A 22,017-nucleotide genomic window follows, 5' to 3' on the forward strand; every position below is an offset into this window, starting at 1 on the left:
AACGCAAGAAGCAGGGCATCTCCAGGGTGGTGGCCGGCCTCTCCCGAACGGACGCCCCCTGCCCGCCTTTGCCCTGCGCGCAACGCGCACGAGTCCTCCTTCTCGATCTTGTGGTGACTCGGTGTCAGAACCAGCGGGGCGGTAGGCGCGGCCGCGACCAGAACACGTGGCCCTCGTCCACATGTCAACCCATCGCTACCCCGGCGCGCTCGTTTCGCTAGGCCGACTCAAATCTGCGGCGAACCAATAACAACCTCTTGACAATCCGACATCCACCGAGGTGCCGCCATGCTGGGATGCAGCGCGGCAAACAGGCCGTGACCGCCATTCAACTCATTCCGGGACATATCGGGCAAAACCAATATAAGCCGCACGTCACCCCTCGCAGATGACTTTGCTGGACCCTGCAGGTCGGCATTGGAGAAGGTCGTCGGCGCGTCGATTCGCGACACACCGACGACATTCGTATTGCCGATATCTGTTACTTCCTCGTGAACGAAGCCTCTTTGCCTCGACGGGATTGCGTGGGTACTTTATAATAGAACTCAGTACCCAGGCGCGTACCCAGGAGGCTTTGATGGTTCCGGATCCGAATCCGACCGGGGAGCGTGCCGCCGCGCGCGTCGCTGAGATCGCCGCGGACGATGCCGATCCGGCGTGGTTGCTGTGTGATCGCCACCCCCGCGATGTGGTGGCGTTCACGTTCGTCGATCAGGACGGCTCTGCCTCGGATGTCACTTTCGGGCAATCGCGAGAGCGGTCGCGGCGATTCGCCGGTCTGCGGACCGAACTCTATGTCGAGGCCACGATGCGCGACAGCACGATCTTGCGCGCCGATGTGTACCGCCCGAGCGGAGGGAGGACGGAACTCGCACCTTATGTGACGGTCGGGCAAATCGCCACCTCGACAGGTGCGGAACCGATTGTCGATCTGGAGGAGTCGGCACATGTCTGAGGCACGTACTACTGTCATCGTTTCCGGCGCCCGTACCCCGGTCGGTCGGTTGCTCGGTGGGTTGTCCGGGTTCTCCGGTTCGGATCTGGGTGGTTTCGCCATCAAGGCGGCGTTGGAGCGTGGTGGGGTGGCGCCCGAGCAGGTCGATTACGTGATAATGGGTCAGGTTTTGACCGCGGGTGCGGGGCAGATTCCGGCGCGTCAGGCTGCGGTGGCCGGTGGTATCCCGATGGATGTTCCGGCGTTGACGCTGAACAAGGTGTGTTTGTCGGGGATAAACGCGATCGCGTTGATGGATCAGCTGATTCGCGCCGGTGAGTACGAGATCGTGGTGGCCGGTGGTCAGGAGTCGATGAGCCGGGCGCCGCACATGCTGGAGAAGAGCCGTGCGGGCTTCAGGTACGGGGATGTGACCCTGCGTGACCACATGGCCTACGACGGGCTGCATGACATCTTCACCGATCAGGCGATGGGCGAGCTGACCGAATCCCGCAACGCCGGGGACGGCATCGGCCGCGCCGAACAGGACGCCTTCGCTGCCGCCTCGCATCAGAAGGCCGCCGCCGCGTGGAAGAACGGCGTGTTCACCGACGAGGTCGTCCCGGTGTCGGTGCCGCAGCGCAAGGGCGACCCGATCGTGGCGAGCGAGGACGAGGGGGTGCGCGCGGATACGACGGTGGAGTCGCTGGGCAGGTTGCGTCCGGCCTTCGCCGCCGACGGCACCATCACCGCCGGTTCGGCGTCGCAGATCTCCGACGGTGCGGCCGCGGTGGTCGTGATGAGCAAGGAGAAGGCCCAGGAGCTGGGGTTGAGCTGGATCGCCGAGATCGGTGCCGCGGGTGTGGTGGCCGGTCCGGATTCCACGCTGCAGGACCAGCCCGCGAATGCGATCGCGAAAGCTTGTGCCAAAGAAGGTATTTCGCCGGAGGATCTGGATCTGGTGGAGATCAACGAGGCATTCGCGGCGGTCGGGATCGCCTCGACCCGCAAGCTGGGTATCGACCCGGGAAAGGTCAACGTCAACGGTGGTGCGATCGCGATCGGTCACCCGCTGGGGATGTCGGGCGCGCGGATCGTGCTGCACCTGGCGCTGGAGCTGAAGCGCCGCGGCGGTGGTGTGGGCGCGGCCGCGCTGTGCGGTGGCGGCGGCCAAGGCGACGCCCTCATCGTCCGCGTACCAGTGGGAACGGCGCTATGACGGGCAGCGTGCGGACACCGACACCGAGCGCGGCTGCATCGCGAGTCGAAGGTGATGTGCGGGTTCGGATCTGGCTGGGCGGCACGGTCCTCGACTTTTGTGCCACGCCCAGCGCGGCGTTGACGTTCTACCGGGAATGGAGACGGAAGCGTGCCGAGGCGATAGAAATCGTAGCCATGCCGATAAGTGGTCAAACGATCTTGCCGCGTTTGCCTTGCGAGCAATTGTTTCGGCAACCTGGAAGTGATTGCTGGCATGGACGCGAATAAGGCGAGTTCAAACACATCCGGCAAGCTCCCGCCGTCCGGTCTCGCTGTCGACCAGCGAAGGTGCGAGGTGCTGGACTTTTTCGGGTCGTGTCCGGAATGCGCCTACGCGGCGCAAGCGTTCATCGTCACGACATATTACGCGGACGGCGCAGTCAAGGTCACGACAGTCGGTTGCTGCGGTCTTCCATGTGGTTGGTCGGGCCCCACGGAGATAACAAAGATGACCGAGGCATTCCGGTCGTGACCGCAGCAGTCGAAGAAGGCCCAGACCGCCTCGGCCGGCCTAGCTGTGCGTACTGCAACGCAACTTGCTGATCAGCCGAGTGGCGGCCGTGTCGGCGGGCGCCGGATACAGCCGGACCTGAAGCATCGGCGAGATAACGAGGACTGTCTCGGCTCGGCGAGCATCAGCTGCTCGTCCGCGATTCCGGCCGTCGGCTTCGGTTGCCGATCGGCCGAGCCTTCAGTGGTTGAACCGGTCGATGAGCCAAGGCACAGCGGTCGGATTCAGCAGCTGCCCTGCCGCCGTATGCCCCACGATCCCGAGTTGCGGTAGCAGAGGGGGTGTGTCGATGTTTGCGTTGGTCACGGTGGCACCGGCAGCGCGCCAAGCGGTTTCCAATTCGTGGGTGTCTACGGCGAGGCAGACGTCGTCGTTGACGTTCTGAGCGACGAGTACGGGGGCGGCGGGAGCGCGTTGGCCCAGATTGAAGCTGTCGAGAACAGCTCGGATCGTGGGATCCGCCCGGAGTTCGTCGATGATGGGTCGACCGCTGAGGGTGAACGAACTGGTGGGCTGATAGGCATGTGGCGTTGAGTCGAAGAGGCATTCGGTCGCGGTGCGGTGCAGGAAGTCGATGCCGGCCGGGTTGAGCATCGTGGTGACCGCCGCCGTGAATTCCGGGTGGCTGGCGAGCAGGCCGTTGAGGAAGTAGCCGATCGCACCGGTGAGCGCTTTGCCGTCGCCATTCGAGATGGTGGAGGAGACATTCGCCGGCGGTGCGCCGACAACGGTGCCCTCGAGGTTGAGGTCCGGGGCGTAGCTGCGGGCCAATTCGGCGGCTGCGCCGGCTGCGGAGCCGCCCTGCGAGTATCCCCAAATCCCCACCGGCGCACTCGGTGTCGCCGCGCCGAAGCGGATGGCGGCGCGTGCGGCGTCGAGCACGGCGTGCGCTTCGGGTACCGGTTGCAGGTAGGTGTGTGCGCCCGGGGTACCCAGACCCTCGTAGTCGGTGACCACGACGGTGACGCCGCGTGCCAGTAGCGACGCGGGGTCGACCATGGATGCGTCGAGCAGCGGGTTGCTGGCGCCGTCGGCGATGAGTTTCGACGGGGCACAGTTGTCGCCTGCTCCGATGGTGCCGAAGGCATAGCTGACGAGGGGGCGGGGGCCGGGCCCGGACCACCCCGCGGTCGGGGTCAAGACCGTTCCGGTGACCGCGATCGGTGCACCGGCAGTGTCGGAGGAGCGGTACATGATGCGGGTCGCAGTTGCTGCCGGCACCAGTGCCGCCAACAGGGAACCACCCAGGAGACGGACTGGTTCGTTGCGGATCAGGTCCCCATTGTTACCGGCGGGCAACGGATTCGGTGGCAGGTAGAAATCCGCCGGACCCGCGGGTGCCGGATTCGCCTGCGCATGTCCGGCCGAACCGAATGTTGCTGCCGCAGCGAGCATGACTGCCGTGACGGTCGTGGCGCGAAGACGACAAGGTTTCATCCAAGCTCTCCTACGGATGTGTATGTGACATTACTGGTCGCGAGCGGTGATCGACGCGGCGCGTGTTCGGGCGAAAAGGGACCTTTGACGGGTCGTCGGCCGCCACTGCTGGGTGATCGATCGCGCGATTTCCTGGCTGACCGGCTACCACCGCCTCAACATCCGCTACGACCGCGCGCGCATCACGACCTTCGAAACGATGGCGCCCAACGCGACGAAGGCGGAGGTTGGCGAAGCCGAGGTGCTTCGAATATGCAGTCGGCGATCATAGAGCACAATTTCTTCACGACGCTGGTCGTTACCCCGAGGCTACTGAAACTCGTCTTTCGTTCGCCTTGTCCGGCAATACCCGTGGCATAACCCTCGTCGCAGAAGCGACAAAATAACGTCGGCGTCGGCATGCGAATTGCACACGGTCGCATATCAGTCGAGGTGCGTCGCTGGTGATATGACCGCCGACCGGCGGATCAGCGCACTCTAACTCGGAACGATCGGCAGCACGAGATGCGATGGGTGCTCGCTGTCGTGGTAGATCTGCTGGCTCGCGACGCGGAAGTTGTCCGGGTGGTCGACCTCCGCGTCCGTGTTGGGATTGCGATCCCAGCGGGGGAAGTTGCTGGAGGTGACGTGAACTCGCAACCGGTGGCCGGCCTTGATGACAATGCTGGTCGACCACAGGTCGATCTCGGTCCTGTCCACGCGACCGGGTTCAGTCGTTACGCGGGCAATCCCATCAACAATGTTGTAGGAGGTTCCATGCTCGTCGACGTCGCACAACCTGACCACCCAGTCGGTGGTGGGACCGTCGGTCGCGGCGTACAAGACGGCTTTCACCCTGCCCGTGATCTCGAGATCCTCGGTGAGGACCGGAGTCGTGAACACCAAGACGTCGCTTCGGCTTTCGACCTTCCACTGGTCCCTCGGCCCAGCAGGGAACTCGGGGGCCATGGCCAGGTTGCCGCCGCAGGTCGGAACCGGATCGGCAGGGTCATAGATGTAGTCGGTGTGAGACGGCTCGCCTGCAGGCTCGTCGAATGCTGCGCATCCGCTGGGCTGGAGGTAGAGCGGAGTGTCTCGAGCGCGCTCGAGCGGCCACTGCTGCTCGTCGCGCCACTGGTTGATGCCCATGACGAAGATTTGCACAGGAGCCTTGTCGGCAGGGGCGGAAGAAGTGTCACGCAGATGCTCGTCGAAGAAGTCGAGCTGCAAATCGGTCATTGTTCTCGCGCCAGGCGCAACCATCGACATCATGCCGAAATTGATCTCCCCGACTTGGCCGAACATGAACAGAGGATCATGCCCCCATGGCCCCACCACGAGGCGAGCCGGTACGCCGCGCGCCCGCATCGCCGCGAAGTTGTCGAGCGTTCCTTGCTGGAACACGTCGTACCAGCCGCCGATGTTCAAACTCGGCACGTTCACCTGGTCGTGCTTGCCGGCGACCCGGCATTCGTCGGTGGTGTCGAAGTCGAGAAGAGCCCGCCGAACACCGACGTCAGGCTGACCCGTGCGGGTCAGGACCGGCAACTGCGCCACCGGCAAGTCCCAATAGCCCTTGGTTGCGAGCGAGTCGAGGTCGCCGATCACCGTTGCCAGCTCGGCAACGAGCTTGTCGGGATCCTCGATGATTTTCGGCAGCTGGGCGACAGACGTACCGAGCCCCCAGACTGTGTTGAGTCCCAGTTCGACCGCCCCGCCGCGGAACATGAGGCCATTGGCCGGGTCGCTCCACGTGAGTTGCGGTGCGATAGCGGCCAGCCCCGGCGGTTGGGCGATGGCTGTGGTCCACTGCGTCTGGCCGGTGAAACTACCTCCGAACATGCCCACCTTGCCGTTCGATCCGGGCAGCGAACGAGCCCACAGGACGGTGTCGTAACCGTCCTGCCGCTCGTAAGCCCACGGCAGCCACTGCCCCTCGGACTCGAAACGGCCCCGAGTGTCCTGCTGTACGACGATGAACCCACGCTTCACCGCAGCCAGGACATCGAACATCAGGGACTGACCGGGCGACTGCTTGTGGTACGGCGTGCGTTGTATCAGGACCGGGTACGCCCCCGGGGCTGCCGGCCGATACACATCGGCCCTCAGGACGGTGCCGTCCCGCATCTGCACCTCTACATCGAGTTCGATGTTCGCCTGATTCATGTCAGATTTCCTGCCTTCTTCGGAGGTTTCGATCGGTAACCGTGTCCGTGGAGTACGCCGCTGCGGTCGTCGGAGCACGTGACCGCGGTCACTGGAGGATACGTTTCACAGTACCGAAATACAAGAATTGGTACCCGAACGAGTGCTGCCAACTCTGCGCGGGCTGTCCACGGGCCAGCGAGACAGACCCACCGCGGGCCCAACGCCCGACCTATTGGGACACTGCAAATCCGTTCGCGAAAATCCCTGAGCTTCCCTTGCCAACGCCACGACGGCGATCGTCCCGAAATGGCCAGGGCGAGCCGACTTCGATCCGGGTCGGGGGTGGCCGATGCCCGGCATGCGCCCAGCGCCTCCACCGATTCGATTCGCATCGTCGGCCCGGTACGGGCTGATACTCAGCCGACCGGCTGCGCCGTGTACGCCAGGTCAGGCGGGAGTGGGCAGGGAAGTGCGGCCGGTGACGGTGAACAGCAGTGCTCGCACATCCTCGGGCAGCTTGTCTCCTCGCCAGGCGACGTGCCCGTCTGGGCGGACCAACACCAAGTCGTGTTCGTATATCTCGTGCGCGATCGCATCGTCGATGTCGAGGATCTGGAGCGGGACGCCGGCTTCTGCGGCCACCGTGGACAGATCCCGGGCTGCTTCGCGACCGACGAAGCTGACGAGGGTGAAGGTGTTGCGGTAGCTGTCGATCAGGGAAGTTCCGTCTGTGAGTCGGACGTGCGGGGCCCGTGCGCCGGGAAGGGTGGTGGGCGTGTAGGTGGAGACGTCCGGATCGGGAATATCGCTGCCGTCGGAGGCGACCACCGGGGAGTGGTAGCGGTAACCCATTTCGACACCGTGGCTTTCGTGCTCGCCGGTGTTGGCCGCGAAGTAGTCGGCCAGCTCTTTGCGGTGCGCGTCGGCCGCCGGGCCGTCGGACTCGATGAGTTCGCGGTCGGCCAGTTGCTGAGCGTTGACATGCACGTTGAGGTGCCGGAAGGACCAGTCGCGGGCCAGGAGGGCGACTGGGCGCCGCTCGGCTTCGTAGCTGTCGAGCAGGTCGTCGCCGCCGAATCCGTTGACCACGGCGGCGAGTTTCCATCCGAGGTTGACCGCGTCCGCGATGCCTGTGTTCAAGCCGTATCCGCCGGTAGGGATGACTTCGTGGGCGGCGTCACCGGCGACGAACAGCCGACCGCGGCGGTAGTGGTCTGCGACGAGGACGTTGGCCTGCCAGACGCTGCTCTGCAGGACTTGATCGACATGCAGGTGCTTGCCGCAGACCGCGTCCAGCAATCGCTGCTTGTCGATGTCCTCGGTGCGCACGCCGTCGGTGATGGCGCTGGTCTGCAGGGTCCAGGTGTCGCTCTCGTCCTGGGCGATGATCGCGCCGACGCCGCCACCGACGAAGAAGGTATGCCAGAACTGCCCGTGCGCGTGCAGGGTTGCCAGGTCCCGGGATTTGAAGTGGACCTGGCAGAAGGTGATCACTCCGCGCTCGCCCTCCATCCGCAGGCCCATGGCGCGCCGCACTACCGAACCGGCGCCGTCACAGCCGACGAGGTAGTCCGCCTCGAGGGTGTGGTCGGCGCTGCCGACCGGGGAGACGATCCTGACCGTGACACCGTCATCACCGTGCGCGACTTCGCTGACCCGCCATGGACGCAGGACCTCGATGTTCTCGTCAGCCAGGCAGCGGCGCATGAGCAGCTTCTCGACCTCGATCTGAGTGACCCGCTGCCACGCGTGTGCCGGCGTGGTGCCGTCGTTGCGGGAGGTGATCCACTCCGACATCCGGTCCACGCTGGGGTAGCTCCATCGGCCGACCTCACGGCCGGCCATCGAGGTACAGAACACGACGTCGTGGGAGTAGCTCGAACCGACGCCGACCGACCGGATCTCCTCGGCCAGGCCGAGGCGGGCCAGCAGCTCCATGCTGCGCGCGTTGGTCAGGTCCATCTTCGGAAAACGCGTGGTCTGGGCGTTCTGTTCGACGAGGGTGGTCTTGACTCCGTGCAGGCTGAGTTCGAGCGCGAGGATCATGCCGACCGGGCCCGCGCCCGAGATCAGCACCGAACGCCGGTAGGAGGTGTCGACCTTCTCGTTGAGACTTTCCTGTGCGGGATGGGCGCCGGTGACGTCGTGGTCTGACGGAGGGCTGGTGGGGTGACTCATGATGCTCCGTTCAGAGAAGGCGTTGCTGTGGTTCGAACGCCGACAACGCGAGGGGCGGTGACAGGACCAGCAGGACCGGTTGCTGGAGCACAGTGGCTGGCTTGCCGGTGCGGCCGTGACCGCCCCTCGGCCGGGGGAGAGGGGTCGTCGGTCAACTGCCGGCGGTGACCGGGCTGGGGTCGATGAAGATCAGGTATTCGGTCACCTTGCCATCGTCGATCCGGGTGCGGGTCACGGCGGGGAGGGTGAATTCGGTGCCGTCGTTCATGGTGTAAGTGACTTCGACGCGCAGGGCGGTCACCGCTCCGTCGGACCATTCTTCCACGATCGAGTGCCGCATTCCGGCGACCGCTCCGAGATAGGTGGCAACCCAGTCCTGGATGGCCCGGCTGCCGCGGATCGTGTCGTTGTTGCCCATCCGGAAGGTGCAGTCTTCGGAAAAGTAGCCGAAGAATCGGGCGATGTCGGTGTCAGCGGCCTCGAGCAGATTGCGGGTGATCTCGAGTGCGCTGGGGGAGGTAGTGGTGTCGTTGGTCATTGTGAGCTCTCTCGGGGTTGTCGGTGACGTGGTTGGTGGGCCGGAAGAACCTCGCTCCCTGCCCGGCAGCGGCGATCACGCCCAGTCGATCGCTTCGTGGAGATCTATCCGTGGCAGGCGTTCGAACGAGGGGTTGGGCCCGGCGTGGCCGATGTTGACGACAAGGATCGAGCGCCAAGTGGTGCCGACGAAGAAGTCGGCGTCGATCCCGTTGTTGTCGAACCCGGCCATCGGTCCCGCTGCCAGCCCGCAGGCACGTACGGCGAGAATGAAGTAGCCCGCTTGTAAGGCCGCGTTGAATCGAGCTGTCTCCGTGCGAAGTTCCTCATTCGTTTCGAAGACCTCGCGCATTTCCGGGCGGAAGGGCAGCAATTGCGGCAGGCGCTGGTGAAACTCGGTGTCCAGGGCGAGAATTGCCGTGGCCGGCGCTGACCGTGTCTTGCCCTGATTGCCCTCGTCCAGATGTGGAATCAGCCGCTGTCTGGCTTCGGCGGTTCTGATGAACAGAACCCGCATCGGCTGGCAGTTGGCCGCGGTGGGTGCCCAACGGGTGTGTTGCCAGATCGCGGCGAGTTCCTCGTCGCTCACCGGGGTGGACGCGAAGCTGTTGGCCGTGCGCGCGCCGGAGAACAAAACTGATGCGGCCTGCTCATCCAAGCCGCCGACAGTGGGAATGGTCATCGTTGTTCCCGTTCGGGCCGGGGCGGGGCGGTCACAGCAGCGGGTCGGAGACGGGCAGTTCGAGGGTGAACCGGCCCATTGTCTCGGTGGCGGTGTCGATGTCGAGGAAGGCGTGTACGCCCAGCACGCTCAGATCGCGGTGAAAGCGCTGGATCGGCGATGAGGTCCGGAATCCGTCGCCACCGATTCCGCGCACGATGTCGTTGAGCGAGTTGCGGCACAGGTCGGTGATGAAGGCAGCCTTGAGTTTCATCTCTGCGCGGTCGAAGGGTTCGGCCTGTTCGGGCCGTCGGCTGGTGAGCCGCTCGAAGTAGGCGTGCAGCAGGGTTTCCGCGGCGTCGGCGGCGGCGAGGGCCCGGCCCAGACGCATCTGCGCGGCCTGCTTGCCGGAAGCCTTCTCCTGGCTGATGGTGCCCTGCCGGGCCTTGGTGCGGTCGACGAAGGCCTCAGCGGCTCCCCGCATCGCGCCGACCACGACCGGGGTGACTTCGGCCATCGCGAACGGCAAGAACGGCAAGTGATACATCGGGTTGTCGTGCAGCAGCTGACCGGGAGCTTTGCCGGCCAGGGCGAGCGCGAAGGGACCGGTGCGGTAGTCGGGCACGAAGACGTTGTCGACCGAGACATCGTTGCTGCCGGTGCCCGCCATCCCGGAGATGTACCAGGTGTCGAGGACCTTGACCTCCGAGCGTGGTACGAGGAACCACAGCGGCGCCGGATTGCCCGCCTCGTCAGCGCCCAGACCGGCGAAGGTGAACCACTCGGCGTGGACCGATCCGGAGTTCCATGCGGTCTGGCCGGTGATGCGGTAGCCGCCATCGACCTTCTCTACATGCTTCAGCGGTGCGGCGGTTCCTGCGGTGAGGGTGTAGGGCTTGTCCGCGAAGACCTCTCGCTGGGCCTGCTCGGTGAAGATGTTCACCCGCCACGCGGCGCCGATGTAGAAGGAGGTGACCCAGCCTGTGGACGGGCAGGCCGCGCTGAGCGTGCGCACGATGTCGGCCGCGACGTCCAAACCGAACTCGAGCCCGCCGTACTGCTTGGGCGTGAGGGTGGCAAGCACTCCCGACTCGATCAGATCGGTGATCGTCTCGTCGAGCGGAGCTCGGTTCTCCTCGGTCTTCTGCGCGCGTTCGGCGATCGCCGGGACCAGGTCACGGACACGGTTGAGCAGCTCGTTCGGAGAGATCGTCATGGCTTCCTTGCCTTCGGATGGGTGGGGTGAACAGGGTTGTGCCGGGGACACGTCGGCTCCGCCGACCCGTGCGGGGTTCGCGACCGGGCCGGTCCGGCCAGTGCCGACGAGAGAATTGGTCAGGGGGTCGCCGTGGACACCAAAGTCAGCCCGTGCCGCGCGGCGATCAGCTCGGCGTCGCCGGCGTCGGCGAGATCGGTAGGGTCGCCGATGCCTTCGAGGTCGGCGAACAGCGCACCGGAGTACTCCGGCCGCGCCGCGTCGGTGAGCGCGAGAGCGACTGCGGCCGGGCTGAGACGGCCTCGAATCGCGTAGGGGTTCACGCGCACCGGCACCAGGTGCCCCGGCCGGGTGAGATCGCAGGACTTCGAGGCAGGATCGGCCAGCACTCGTGCGGTGCGCGCGCGATCCGCACCCGAAATCCCGGTGGTGATACCGAGGCCGGCGTCGACGGTGACGCACTGGCCGTGGCAGGCTGCGCCGATATCGCGGACGCTCGGTGTCGCCTCGGGCAGCAGCAGACGGTCACAGTCACGTTCGTGGAGCGCGACCTGCACGAAGCCGGTGCTGTAGCGGATGAGCAGGGCGGCCTGCTCGGTTGTGGCGGTGCCCGCGCATCCGACCATCACGAAGCGTCCGTTGTGGTGCAGGATGATCAGCTCACCGGCGCCGAGGGCGCAGACGCCGTCGATGAGGGTCGACCACATCGTCGGGTCGGTGACACGAGGCCTGAACGACGTTGTCATTTCGGACCTTTCGAGAGGGTGAGGATTCGGAGCGCCGAATGCGGCGAGGGATGATGCCCCCGTCTCACACAGTGGTGAACGAGGAGTGCGTACCGAAGGTCCGGCGCCGATAGGTCAGCGGGTCGCAGTCCCGGTGCTCGGCCGCGACGACTTCGCCCAGCACGATCACGTGGTCACCGCCGTCGACGAATCGCTCGGATCGGCAGGCGATCCAGCCGGCGGAGCCGGGCAGTCGCGGCAGGTCGCGGTCCCAGTGCCAGACGACGTCGGCGAACTTGTCGGTGCCGCCCTTCTTGGCGAAGGCGAGGGCAATGTCCTGCTGCTCGACAGCGAGCACGTTGAGGGCGAACGCCCTCGAGTCGATGATGTGGGTGAGCGTGTCCGACCCCTTGTCCAGGGCGACCAGGACCATCGGCGGAGTCATCGACAGCGAGGTGAACGCGCTCACGGTGGTGCCGGCCGGAGATGCACCGTTCATCGACGTGACGATGGCGACCGGGGCGGCCACACTTGCCATCACATCCTTGAAAGACTGCTGTACAGAACTCAAAACGGGCACCTTCTTCTGTCGAACCGCGGCCGGAGCCGCTGTGCGTGGGGAGGAGTGAATGCAGGCGAAGGGTGGGTCAGTCGCTGCCGCACCACCGCCTGGCTGTGTCCTGTACCACAAGTAGAGCGCAGCGGTTGCCTGGAGCACACTGGTGTCCGCCACAGGGTTCGCGCCGGTTTCTGGGCTGTGGACCAGGCCTTGCGAGCGATCGGGAACCGCTGCGCTCGAATCAGCGCTGATTGTCGGGCTGGTGCAGCCAATCGTGGATGCGCAACGCGGCACGCAGATTCGTCGTCGAGGAACCATTGTGTCCGCACAGCGACAGCGCTTGTTGCACCCGATAGGTCACGGTGTTCTTGGAGATGTGTTCGGCCGCGGCGACCCGGGCCAGACTGTGGTCCAAGTCCAGGTAGTGACCCAGCGTCGAGCGCAGATCGGTCATGCGGGGATCCAAGGCGCCCAGCGGGCCCAACACGCGGTCCACGAATCGCGCGGCGGCGTCCGGATCGGCGAGCAACAATACTTCCAGTGCCACGTCCTCGTGGGCGGTTACCGCAGCCTGGGGCTGCTCGCGCATCCGCACCAGCCGCTCGACAGCGCGGGCTTCCAGATGACTCTGGCGGAACCCGTCGATACCGGAAGCGAGTTCTCCAGTGACGACCCAGGTCTCACCGCGATGAGGTACCGTCGGCAAGGGCAGGGGGCGCGACGAGTCCGGGACGACACAGCCCCACGCCCAGACCGCCTGGACGCCCACCGGGATGACCAGGGTTGCCGTCAATGTGCCCCAGCGCCGCAGGACTGGTTCGACGACGCTGCGTAGGTCGTGGTGGGAGTATGGGGCGCTCCAGGCGATCATCGCCAGGTGGTCACCGGCGACGGGGTAGCCCAGCACATCGGTGGCGCGAGCCGGGTCGACGACCTGGCCGCGGATGATCTTGGTCGCCAGTTCCAGGCGCGCCGCCGAAATATCAGCGGCCCACGAGCTCTGCTCCTCGATGAACGCCGAGGCATGGACACCGGTGAAGTTGTCGAGTTCTTCGAACAGCAGGATCGAGATCCGTCGCAGCTCCGCGCCGCTGCGTTCCGGCGGAAGCTGTTCGCTGGCGCCGTCGAGCAGCGCCGATGCCAGGACCGCGTAACCGACGCGAATCGCACGGAGCAGGTCGTCGAGTTCCATGCCGCGACGCGCGAACTCGCTGGCGACTTCGGTGACCCGGCTGGCGAGGGCGGTGTCCGGCTCACCGATTCCGGCGACCAGCGTGAGGGCTCGCAAGGTGGTCGATGTGGTGGCGCGCAGCACTGCCTCTGCCGCGGACGCGCCTTCGCGCAGAGCCGGTAGCGTCTGCGTGATCCGGGCGGTGATGTTTCCACCGACTTCCAAAGCCCACTGCACTGCGGCGGGCCCAAGGGCGGCGCGAACCTGCTCGGCTTCCGGACCCAGCCACTCGGGCTCCGGTGCTCCTATTCGGCTTGGCGCCAGTCCGCACGTCCAATGGGGCACTTCTTACCTCTCACTCGGGCTACCCAACCGGCTGGCCGCCCATTGGTTTGCAGACCAGGGTTTCTGGTTTTTCCTGGTTTGCAGCCCGTGGTGGCCCGGACGGAAATTGGTTGGAATTGTGTAGCCCTGACGTGATGCACACCACAACTTGGCGTGGGTGGATGTTATCACATATAGCGGGCTGTGCTCGTGGCAGCGATGAGGCTGCGCCGGGCACCGGGAAAGCGGCACACACAGCGGAGTGTGGCGTCGCACCCTGACGTGCAAAGGAGCCGATCGAATGACCGTGACCGCTATACCGAAGTTCGCACACGTGGTGCTGCAAACCAGCCGATTCGAGCAGATGCGCGACTGGTACTGCACTGTGCTGGATGCCCACGTGGTCTACGAGGGGCACGGGCTGTGCTTCATCACCTTCGACGAGGAACATCATCGCGTCGCCCTGATGGGCGCTCCGGTGCAGCTCGAACCCCGAAACCCCCGGGGCGCGGGCATGCACCACACCGCCTATACCTTCGCCACCCTCGATGATCTGCTCGATCGGTACGACGCGCTCAAGGCCAAGGGGATCGAGCCCAAGGTGCCGATCCAGCACGGCGTGACCACCTCGCTGTACTACCAGGATCCCGACGGCAACTTCGTCGAGTTGCAGATCGACAACTTCGCGACTCCGCAAGAGGCGACCGCTTACATGAACGGCCGGGAGTACGCCGACAACCCCGTCGGCGTGTCGTTCGTTCCGGAGCTGATGCGTGCCGCGCTCGCCGAGGGCACCCCGGTCTCGACGATCACGACGCATACCTGGGCGCTGCGGACCAGCCCAGACCTGCCGGACCCGTTGGCTGCCCTGATCAGCTGAGCCCGTCGGAGAGCCGACTGATCACCAGTATTCGATGCGAAGGACAACCCTATGCGCCTGGCCAACCAATCCGGCCGCCTCAAGATCGTGCTCGGCGAAACCGTCGTCGACGTCGAGGCTGCCAGTGACGGACACTTCTCCGCGCAGCCTCAGGAGGTCTTCGACCGGTGGGAGGAGTTCCTCGCGTGGGCGGCGACTGTCGAGGCGAGAGGGGCCGATCCGCTTGTTCCGAGCGAGCTGGGGCCCCCGGTCCCGCGGCCTGGTCAGGTGTTCGCCGTCGGAATCAACTACGCCGATCACGTCGAGGAATCCGGTCTGACCCTGCCCGACACCCCGTTCGTGTTCACGAAATTCCCCGCCTCGATCGCCGGCCCCTATGACACCATCGGGCATCCGGGAGGGTCGGTGGATTTCGAAGTCGAACTCGTCGCGGTCATCGGCAAGCACGCCGCGCATGTACCGGTGGACGAGGGCTGGGACCATGTCGCGGGTCTGACTCTCGGCCAGGATCTGTCCGAGCGAGACTTGCAGTTGTCCGGCCCGCCGCCCCAGCAGTTCAGCCTCGGTAAATCATTCGCCGGTTTCAGTCCGATCGGGCCGGTGCTGGTTACTCCTGACGAATTCCCCGACCGCGACAATATCGAGGTCTCCACCGCCTTATCGGGCGAGTTGATGCAGCGCTCACAGACTCGTCACCTGATCTTCCCGGTGCCGGTGCTGGTGTCCTACCTGTCCAGCATCGTGCCGCTGCGGCCAGGAGACTTGATCTTCACCGGAACACCGGCGGGTATCGGCTATACCCGTGAACCCCGCCGGGTGATCGGTCTCGACGACGAGCTGGTGAGCCGGGCCGAGGTCATCGGCGAGATGCGGCATCGCTTCGCTCCGACACATCGCACCCATCCTCTTGACACCGCGGTGCGGGCGGGCCACCTCGCATGATCGCATCGCTCGTCGTGGTGGTGCCGACTGCGACCGTGCGCACCGCGGGCACGGGTGATGGGCAGTCCAACTATTGCTGACGCCCCGCAGGTCGCCGGAGCCCGAACCGGCTGGCCAGCCTGCTGTTCGTGGGCGTGTCGGCAGAAAGGAAACACCGAGAATGACTGGGGCCGATCGAGAAGTCCTGTGGACCCCGGCACCGGATCGTGCCGCGGCCGCCCGCATGGCCCGATATCAGCAGTGGCTTGCCGCGGAGAAGGGCGTAACGACCGAGGACTTCGAGTCCCTGTGGCGGTGGTCGATCGATGATCTCGCAGGTTTCTGGTCTTCGATCTGGGAGTATTTCGAGGTCCTGTCATCGCAGCCGCCGCAGGCCGTGCTTGCGGAGAATGTGATGCCCGGTGCGCGCTGGTTCATCGGTGCCCGCCTGAACTGGGCACAGAATCTGTTGCGCCACCTCGACGCGCCGGGGCCGGCCATCATCTCGGTGGACGAGACCGGCGCAATCGTCCAGATCACGCGCGCTGAGTTGGTGGAGCAGGTCGCCAACCTGGCCGCGCACTTCCGGGCGATCGGCATCCGGCCCGGCGATCGCATCGCCGCCGTCTTGCCCAACATCGCCCCCGCCGTCGTCGCGGTCTTGGCCGCGGCGACTGTGGGGGCCGTATGGTCCTGCTGCGCACCAGATTTCGGCCTCAAGGGCTTGGTCGATCGGTTCGGCCAGATCGAACCGACGGTACTGATCGGCGTCGATGGCTACCGGTTCAACGGCAAACCGGTCGACCGCAGGTCGAACCTGGCCGAACTCCGCCGGCAGCTGCCGACCGTGCGGGAAACAATCCTGGTCACCAACCTCGGGCTCGGGCGCGACGAGGAACTCCGCGACACCCTCGACTACGCCGACCTCGTGGTGGGGGACGCGCGGCCGCAGTTCGAGCAGCTGCCGTTCGATCATCCGCTGTGGATCCTGTACAGCTCCGGCACCACCGGGCTGCCGAAGGGCATCGTGCATTCCCACGGCGGGATCCTGCTCGAAGCCTTGAAAGCGAATGCGCTGCACTACGATTTGGGGCCGGCCGATCGGGTGTTCATCGCCGCCAGCACCGCCTGGGTGGTGTGGAACATGCTCGTCGACGCGATGGCGACCGGCGCGACCATCATCACCTACGACGGCAGCCCCACCTACGAGCGCGCCGACCACCTGTTCGAGCTCTGCGCCCGCTACGGTGTCACCCGATTCGGCACCGGCGCGGCTTACCTGACTTTGTGCGAGAAGGGCGGCGCCCGACCCGGAGCCGACTTCGATTTGCGCGCGCTTCGGTCGGTGATGTCGACCGGCTCGCCGCTGCCCGACACGACATGGCGGTGGGTCTACGAGTCCGTCAGCGCGGATGTGCACCTGGGCTCCGACAGCGGCGGCACCGACGTCGCCACCGGGTTCGTCGGCGCCAACCCGCTGAGCCCGGTTGTCACCGGCGTACTGCAGGGCCCCTACCTCGGGGTGAACGTGCAGGCCTGGAAAAAGGACGGGCAGCCGGTTGTCGGTGAGGTCGGGGAGATGGTGATCACCGCCCCGATGCCCTCGATGCCGATCTCGTTCTGGAACGATCCCGACGGCACACGCTATCGCGCGGCCTATTTCGACCTCTACCCCGGAGTGTGGCGCCACGGCGACTGGATCACGATGCAACCCGACGGCTCTTGCATCGTGCACGGCCGCTCGGACTCCACGATCAACCGCGGTGGAGTGCGGATGGGTTCGGCGGACATCTATCAGGTCGTGGAGAGCCTGCCCGAGATCGCCGACGCTCTTGTTATCGGCGCCGAGCTGCCCGACGGCGGCTACCATATGCCGCTGTTCGTCGTTCTGCGCGAGGGGTTTTGCTTCGACGATGCCTTGGCCGAGAAGATCCGGACCGCGATCCGGCGTGAAGTCTCGCCGCGCCATGTCCCCGACGAGATCCTCGAAGTTCCGGCCGTCCCTACCACCCGAACCGGCAAACGCCTGGAAATCCCGATCAAGAAACTCATCCAGGGCGCGCCGGCCGACACCGCTGTAAACCGCGCGACCGTCGCGGACGTCGCTGCCCTGGACTGGTACATCCGTTACGCCGAGCGCTTCCATACCCAGACCCTTGATGCCCAGGCCACGTCCTGACCCGTGGCTTATGGCGGCTTGGGCTATGGGCCGGTTCTCGCCCCGATGGGCTCGACATCCGCACCGACTTCAGGGCACTGAAGACGACCGGCGCCGTGACCTGGACCTGAATACCGCTTGCTCACAGTGGCCACAGCCAACCCGGCGACCGCCCCGACACAAAGGATCACCCAGTCGTGACAATCACAGAAGATCCAATGAATGCCGATATCCACACCACCGCCGGGAAGCTAGCTGGCAACATCCCACTGTGACAGCGTCGCAACGTAATTCGATCCAAGTTTGTGGTCATCCCTCCGACGAGGAGATCGCCGCAATACTCCTATGCCTATCCTCGCCGCCGATCACGAAGCAACCCACTGTCGAGGACCGATGGGGGAGCCGTGCCGACCCGCTCCGCCAAGACCGACGCAGGGCACCGTCGTCAAGGTCGCCGTCGACGAGGGCCAGTCGGTCGACGCGGGCGATCTGATAGTGGTGCTCGAGGCCCCCAGCCTTTCCACCTACGGCGCGATGGGGTCCAGTGCCCGCAGGGCGATCTCCTCATTGGCTGCCAGGTGCCTCCGGGTCGCCGCAGCGACCTTGCGGGCGTCACGGGTGCGGGTGGCCACCAGCAGTTCGTGATGAGCACACCAGCGGCGATGCGGTTCCTCGGGGTCGGCATCGCGGCCGGCGAACGCCAGCCGTACGTACCGTTCGGCCGCGCGCCACAGCCTTTCGAGGACGAGCACGTCCCACGTGGTCGCAGCGGGCCGAAGCAACCCGAGGTGGAAGGCGTGGTGGGCTTCATAGACCTCGTCGATGCCCTGCGCCTCATCGGCCAGTACCGCCAAATAGCCCTCGAGGCGAGCGAAGTCCGTGTCCCGCAACAGCTTGGCTGCCCGCCCGGCGATCTCGGGCTCGATCTGGCGGCGCAATCGGTAGATGCCGTGCACGTCATCGTGGGACAGAGGCGCGACTGTTGCGCTTCGACCGGGGCTGGTAACGACCAGCCCTTGAGCTTCGAGATCGCGCAGCGCTTCTCGGACGGGGATGAAGCTGACTCCGAGTTGCCCGGCGATTTCGCGCAAGGAAAACGACTGGCCGGGCCGCAGCCGTCCGGAGAGGATCGAGCGCCGAATTTCCTTGGCGACTTGCTCGGGCACCGACGTCGGCGTCAGCGGTCGCACTATCTCGCTCTCGGCCGCCCGTCTCATGCCCAACTCCTGTCGCGCTACAGCGATCGATCCCGCGGTTGCGTCGATGTTATAACAAGCTGCTCAATGGGCGCGGGCTATCGCTGCCTGCGGGCGGGCAGATCAGAGCAGCTTCTGCACCAATTGCCGGGTGCGGTAGTCCGACATCCGGCGCATCACCAGCGCGGTGTTGGTGCGTTTGACGCCCTTGATGCCGAGAATATCTCCGGCTACGCGATACAGATCCTCGGCGTCGCGGGCGACGACGTGGATCAGTAGGTCCGCCACACCGCTGAGCCCCAGCACTTCGAGCACCTCGGGGACCGCGTCGAGCGCGGCCGCGACCTGAGCGAGCTTGCGCTGGGTGACATTGGTCAGGATGTATGCCTGCAGTGGGTAGCCCAGCACCGCGGGGTCGATGCACCGCTCGAAGGATTGAAGCGCGCCGGATTCTTCGAGTTTGGCCAGCCGTGCCTGAACTGTGTTGCGAGACAACTTGGCCTGCTCGGCCAAGGCGATGGTGGTGGCCCGGGGCGCCTGCGTCAGCGCCAGCAGTAGTCGCGCGTCGATCTCGTCGGCCTGGTTAGTGGTTGTCATAGTGCCCACCGTTCTCCTCGGTCCCTGGGTGCTCGTGTGCATTCTGCTCACGCGCGGCCTCGGGTCTTGCGCAGTCCGAAACCACCTGCTCAACTGTTATAACACCACGGTGGATCGGGGTCGATCACACAGCGCATCGGTTCAACCCACCCCGCCTCGCCGGGCGGCGCGAGCCCACCGGCTCCGTCCCGCACGGCCCATTTCGCACACCCCCGCCGCAGTTGCATGCTGCGCCGACGCGGCATCCTGCACGCAAGGAGAGGTTCATGAGCCACGCCCCCGAGATCAGCCCTTCGGTCAGCCGGGCCTTCGGCGAGCCGGATTTCGACGCCCTCGAGTCCATCGAGCGGCGGCTGCTGTGGCTTTCCACCTCGATCATTCACCACGCCAACCGAGTTCGCCCCAACCCGACCGGGCTGAAAGTCGGCGGACATCAGGCCTCGTGTGCCTCCATGGTCTCGATCATGACCGCGCTGTGGTTCGACCGGCTGCAGCCCGGTGACCGGGTCTCGGTCAAACCCCATGCTTCCCCCGTCCTGCACGGAATCAACTATCTGCTCGGCGAACTGGACGAAAAGTACCTGACGACGCTGCGCGAGTTCGGGGGTTTGCAGTCCTACCCCAGCCGCACGAAGGACCCCGACACCGTGGACTACTCCACCGGATCGGTCGGTATCGGGGCCACCGCACCGATCTGGGGAGCGATGGCCCGCCGCTACGTCGACACCCACCTCGGCGCGACCGGCTCCGGCCGCCAGTACTCTCTGGTCGGGGATGCCGAACTGGACGAGGGCGCGGTGTGGGAGGCGATCCTGGACCCCGGTATCGCCGAACTGGGCGAGGTGGTGTGGATCGTCGACCTCAACCGTCAGTCGCTGGACCGCGTGGTGCCCAATATCGCCGCGCGCCGGCTGGAGAAGATGTTCGAGGCCGCGGGCTGGCAGGTCATCACCGTCAAGTTCGGACGGTTGCTCGAATCGCTGTTCGCCCGTCCCGGAGGCGACGCGCTGCGCGCTCGCATCCTCGAGATGTCCAATCCGGAGTATCAGCGGCTGCTGCGGTGCAGTGCCGCCGAGGTTCGCACCCGGCTCCCCGGTACTGGAACCGGCAGCGACCGTATCGCCGCGCTGATCGCCGCGCTGGACGACGACACCCTCACCGCCGCGATTCGCAATCTCGGCGGCCACGACCTGCCCGCGCTGATCCAGGCCTACAGGCAGATCGATGACACGCGCCCGACCGCGATCATCGCCTACACCATCAAGGGCTACGGCCTGCCCACCCAGGGGCACCCGCAAAATCACTCCGCGCTGCTCACCGTCGATGAATACACCCGGTTCGCCGAGGGGATCGGCCACGACCCGAGCCAACCGTGGCAGCGTTTCCCGGTCGGTACCGCTGCGGGGAACCTGTGTGAGACGACCGCGGCACATCTGCGCCGCGAGCCGGTGCCCGCTCTGCCCGACATCGCTATCCCGACCGAGTTCGGCCGTGTCCCCAAGGGCACTTCCACCACCCAAGCAGCGCTGGGGCGTGCCCTGCTGGATCTGACCCGCGCCGCCCCCGAGGCCGCACAACGCGTGGTGACAGTCAGCCCCGATGTCAGCTCCACCACCAACCTGGGTGGCTGGGTGAACAAGGTAGGCGTGTGGTCGGCCGACGAACGACACAACTGGTTCGCCGACGACGCCGAGACGATCATGCATTGGAACGAGCGGCCCACCGGCCAGCACATGGAACTCGGTATCGCCGAGACCAATCTAGTCGGTTTGATCGGCGAACTCGGCGCCACCTGGAGCCGCTGGGGACAGCCGCTGTTCCCGATCGGGGTGCTCTACGACCCGTTCGTCGAACGCGCCCTGGAACCCTGGTCCTACGGCATCTATGCCGGCGGCCAGTCGATCTTGGTCGGCACTCCCTCCGGGGTCACCCTTGCCGCCGAGGGTGGCGCTCACCAGTCGATCAAGACGCCCTCCATCGGTCTGGAACAGCCCGGCTGCATCAGCTACGACCTCGCCTTCGCCATCGACGTGGAGTGGACCCTGCTCGCCAGCCTGGCCAAGATGGGCCGCCCCGACGGCACGTCGGCCTACCTGCGGCTGTCCACCCGCCCCGTCGACCAGACCCTGGCCGACGTACCCGCCGACCCCGCGGCCCGCGAACGTCGCAGGCGTCAAGTCGTGGCCGGCGGTTACCCCCTGGTGCGGCGCGAGGGCGCTCAGCTCACCATCGTCGCTATGGGGGCGCTGATGACCGAAGCTATCGCCGCCGCAGAGCGGCTCGCGCAGATCGGGGTCCCGGCTGACGTCGTGTGCGTCACCAGCCCAGGGCTGCTGTTCGAGGCGATGCAGTCCCGCCAAGGACGCCACGCCGGTGAGAGCTGGATCCTCGACCAGCTCTTCCCCCCTGACCGCGCGACGCCGATGGTCACCGTCCTCGACGGCCATCCCCACACCCTCGCGTTTCTCGCCGGAATCAACCGGGTGCGAAGCACCGCGCTCGGCGTCAGCAAATTCGGCCAGGTCGGCTCGCTCGACGACGTCTACCGCTACCACGGCATCGACACCGACAGCATTGTGCGCGCCGCGCTCGACATCCTGCCTTGATACCCGGATCCGGACACCA

At 65.8% G+C, this 22,017-nt stretch carries 17 protein-coding genes and 1 pseudogene; 7 read left to right on the forward strand and 11 right to left on the reverse strand.

Annotated features, from left to right (window positions below; genetic code table 11):
• Window positions 1-388: 388 nt before the first annotated feature.
• Window positions 389-955 (forward strand): hypothetical protein, encoded by a 567-nt coding sequence (locus HOV91_RS21795; RefSeq protein WP_174187263.1) that lies wholly within the window; start codon window positions 389-391, stop codon window positions 953-955.
• The gene (locus HOV91_RS21800; protein ID WP_174187264.1) at window positions 948-2,153 is read left to right on the forward strand and encodes an acetyl-CoA C-acetyltransferase; all 1,206 of its coding nucleotides are present in this window, start codon (window positions 948-950) and stop codon (window positions 2,151-2,153) included. Before HOV91_RS21795 ends, HOV91_RS21800 begins: the two co-directional genes overlap by 8 nt.
• 732 nt (window positions 2,154-2,885) lie before the next feature.
• On the opposite strand, the gene HOV91_RS21805 is transcribed toward HOV91_RS21800, so the two are convergent.
• The 9 genes from HOV91_RS21805 to HOV91_RS21845 form a co-directional block, all read right to left on the reverse strand.
• Entirely contained in the window at window positions 2,886-3,926 is a 1,041-nt protein-coding gene (locus HOV91_RS21805; RefSeq protein ID WP_312884728.1) for a lipase family protein, read from the reverse strand.
• Window positions 3,927-4,619: 693 nt separating this feature from the next.
• Window positions 4,620-6,287 (reverse strand): CocE/NonD family hydrolase, encoded by a 1,668-nt coding sequence (locus HOV91_RS21810; protein WP_174187266.1) that lies wholly within the window; start codon window positions 6,285-6,287, stop codon window positions 4,620-4,622.
• Window positions 6,288-6,716: 429 nt separating this feature from the next.
• Window positions 6,717-8,447 carry an FAD-dependent monooxygenase gene (locus HOV91_RS21815; protein ID WP_174187267.1) on the reverse strand — a complete coding sequence of 577 codons (1,731 nt, stop codon included), beginning with the start codon at window positions 8,445-8,447 and terminating at the stop codon, window positions 6,717-6,719.
• Window positions 8,448-8,598: 151 nt separating this feature from the next.
• A complete protein-coding gene (locus HOV91_RS21820; protein ID WP_174187268.1) occupies window positions 8,599-8,985 on the reverse strand; it encodes a nuclear transport factor 2 family protein in 387 nt (128 codons plus the stop codon).
• 75 nt (window positions 8,986-9,060) lie between these two features.
• Window positions 9,061-9,666 (reverse strand): malonic semialdehyde reductase, encoded by a 606-nt coding sequence (locus tag HOV91_RS21825; protein WP_174187269.1) that lies wholly within the window; start codon window positions 9,664-9,666, stop codon window positions 9,061-9,063.
• A gap of 31 nt (window positions 9,667-9,697) precedes the next feature.
• A complete protein-coding gene (locus HOV91_RS21830; protein ID WP_174187270.1) occupies window positions 9,698-10,861 on the reverse strand; it encodes an acyl-CoA dehydrogenase family protein in 1,164 nt (387 codons plus the stop codon).
• A gap of 119 nt (window positions 10,862-10,980) precedes the next feature.
• Entirely contained in the window at window positions 10,981-11,607 is a 627-nt protein-coding gene (locus HOV91_RS21835) for a 3,4-dihydroxy-2-butanone-4-phosphate synthase (protein ID WP_174187271.1), read from the reverse strand.
• A 64-nt stretch (window positions 11,608-11,671) separates the two neighbouring features.
• Complete coding sequence (locus tag HOV91_RS21840) at window positions 11,672-12,124, reverse strand: flavin reductase family protein (protein ID WP_174187272.1); 453 nt, start codon at window positions 12,122-12,124, stop codon at window positions 11,672-11,674.
• Between the two features lie 262 nt (window positions 12,125-12,386).
• Window positions 12,387-13,541, reverse strand: a complete 1,155-nt coding sequence (locus tag HOV91_RS21845; RefSeq protein ID WP_312884729.1) for a PucR family transcriptional regulator — start codon at window positions 13,539-13,541, stop codon at window positions 12,387-12,389.
• A 406-nt stretch (window positions 13,542-13,947) separates the two neighbouring features.
• On the opposite strand from HOV91_RS21845, the gene HOV91_RS21850 reads away from it, so the two are divergent.
• The 4 genes and pseudogenes from HOV91_RS21850 to HOV91_RS39990 form a co-directional block, all read left to right on the forward strand.
• Window positions 13,948-14,520, forward strand: a complete 573-nt coding sequence (locus HOV91_RS21850) for a VOC family protein (protein ID WP_174187293.1) — start codon at window positions 13,948-13,950, stop codon at window positions 14,518-14,520.
• Between the two features lie 51 nt (window positions 14,521-14,571).
• A complete protein-coding gene (locus HOV91_RS21855) occupies window positions 14,572-15,462 on the forward strand; it encodes a fumarylacetoacetate hydrolase family protein (protein WP_174187274.1) in 891 nt (296 codons plus the stop codon).
• Window positions 15,463-15,622: 160 nt separating this feature from the next.
• Window positions 15,623-17,620: an acetoacetate--CoA ligase gene (locus HOV91_RS21860; protein WP_174187275.1), complete on the forward strand. Its 1,998-nt coding sequence runs from the start codon at window positions 15,623-15,625 to the stop codon at window positions 17,618-17,620.
• A 405-nt stretch (window positions 17,621-18,025) separates the two neighbouring features.
• A pseudogene (locus HOV91_RS39990) lies at window positions 18,026-18,109 on the forward strand (biotin/lipoyl-containing protein); the annotation flags it as partial.
• 14 nt (window positions 18,110-18,123) lie between these two features.
• Here HOV91_RS39990 and HOV91_RS21865 read toward each other — a convergent pair.
• Together HOV91_RS21865 and HOV91_RS21870 are read right to left on the reverse strand one after the other, a co-directional pair.
• Complete coding sequence (locus HOV91_RS21865; RefSeq protein ID WP_174187276.1) at window positions 18,124-18,816, reverse strand: GntR family transcriptional regulator; 693 nt, start codon at window positions 18,814-18,816, stop codon at window positions 18,124-18,126.
• Window positions 18,817-18,918: 102 nt separating this feature from the next.
• Complete coding sequence (locus HOV91_RS21870; protein WP_174187277.1) at window positions 18,919-19,392, reverse strand: Lrp/AsnC family transcriptional regulator; 474 nt, start codon at window positions 19,390-19,392, stop codon at window positions 18,919-18,921.
• A gap of 266 nt (window positions 19,393-19,658) precedes the next feature.
• On the opposite strand from HOV91_RS21870, the gene HOV91_RS21875 reads away from it, so the two are divergent.
• Window positions 19,659-21,998, forward strand: coding sequence for a thiamine pyrophosphate-binding protein (locus HOV91_RS21875; RefSeq protein WP_174187278.1), 2,340 nt, complete (start codon window positions 19,659-19,661; stop codon window positions 21,996-21,998).
• Window positions 21,999-22,017 lie beyond the last annotated feature (19 nt).

Origin of the sequence: Nocardia barduliensis, assembly GCF_013315795.1 — a bacterium.
GTDB classification, from domain to species: Bacteria; Actinomycetota; Actinomycetes; order Mycobacteriales; family Mycobacteriaceae; genus Nocardia; species Nocardia barduliensis.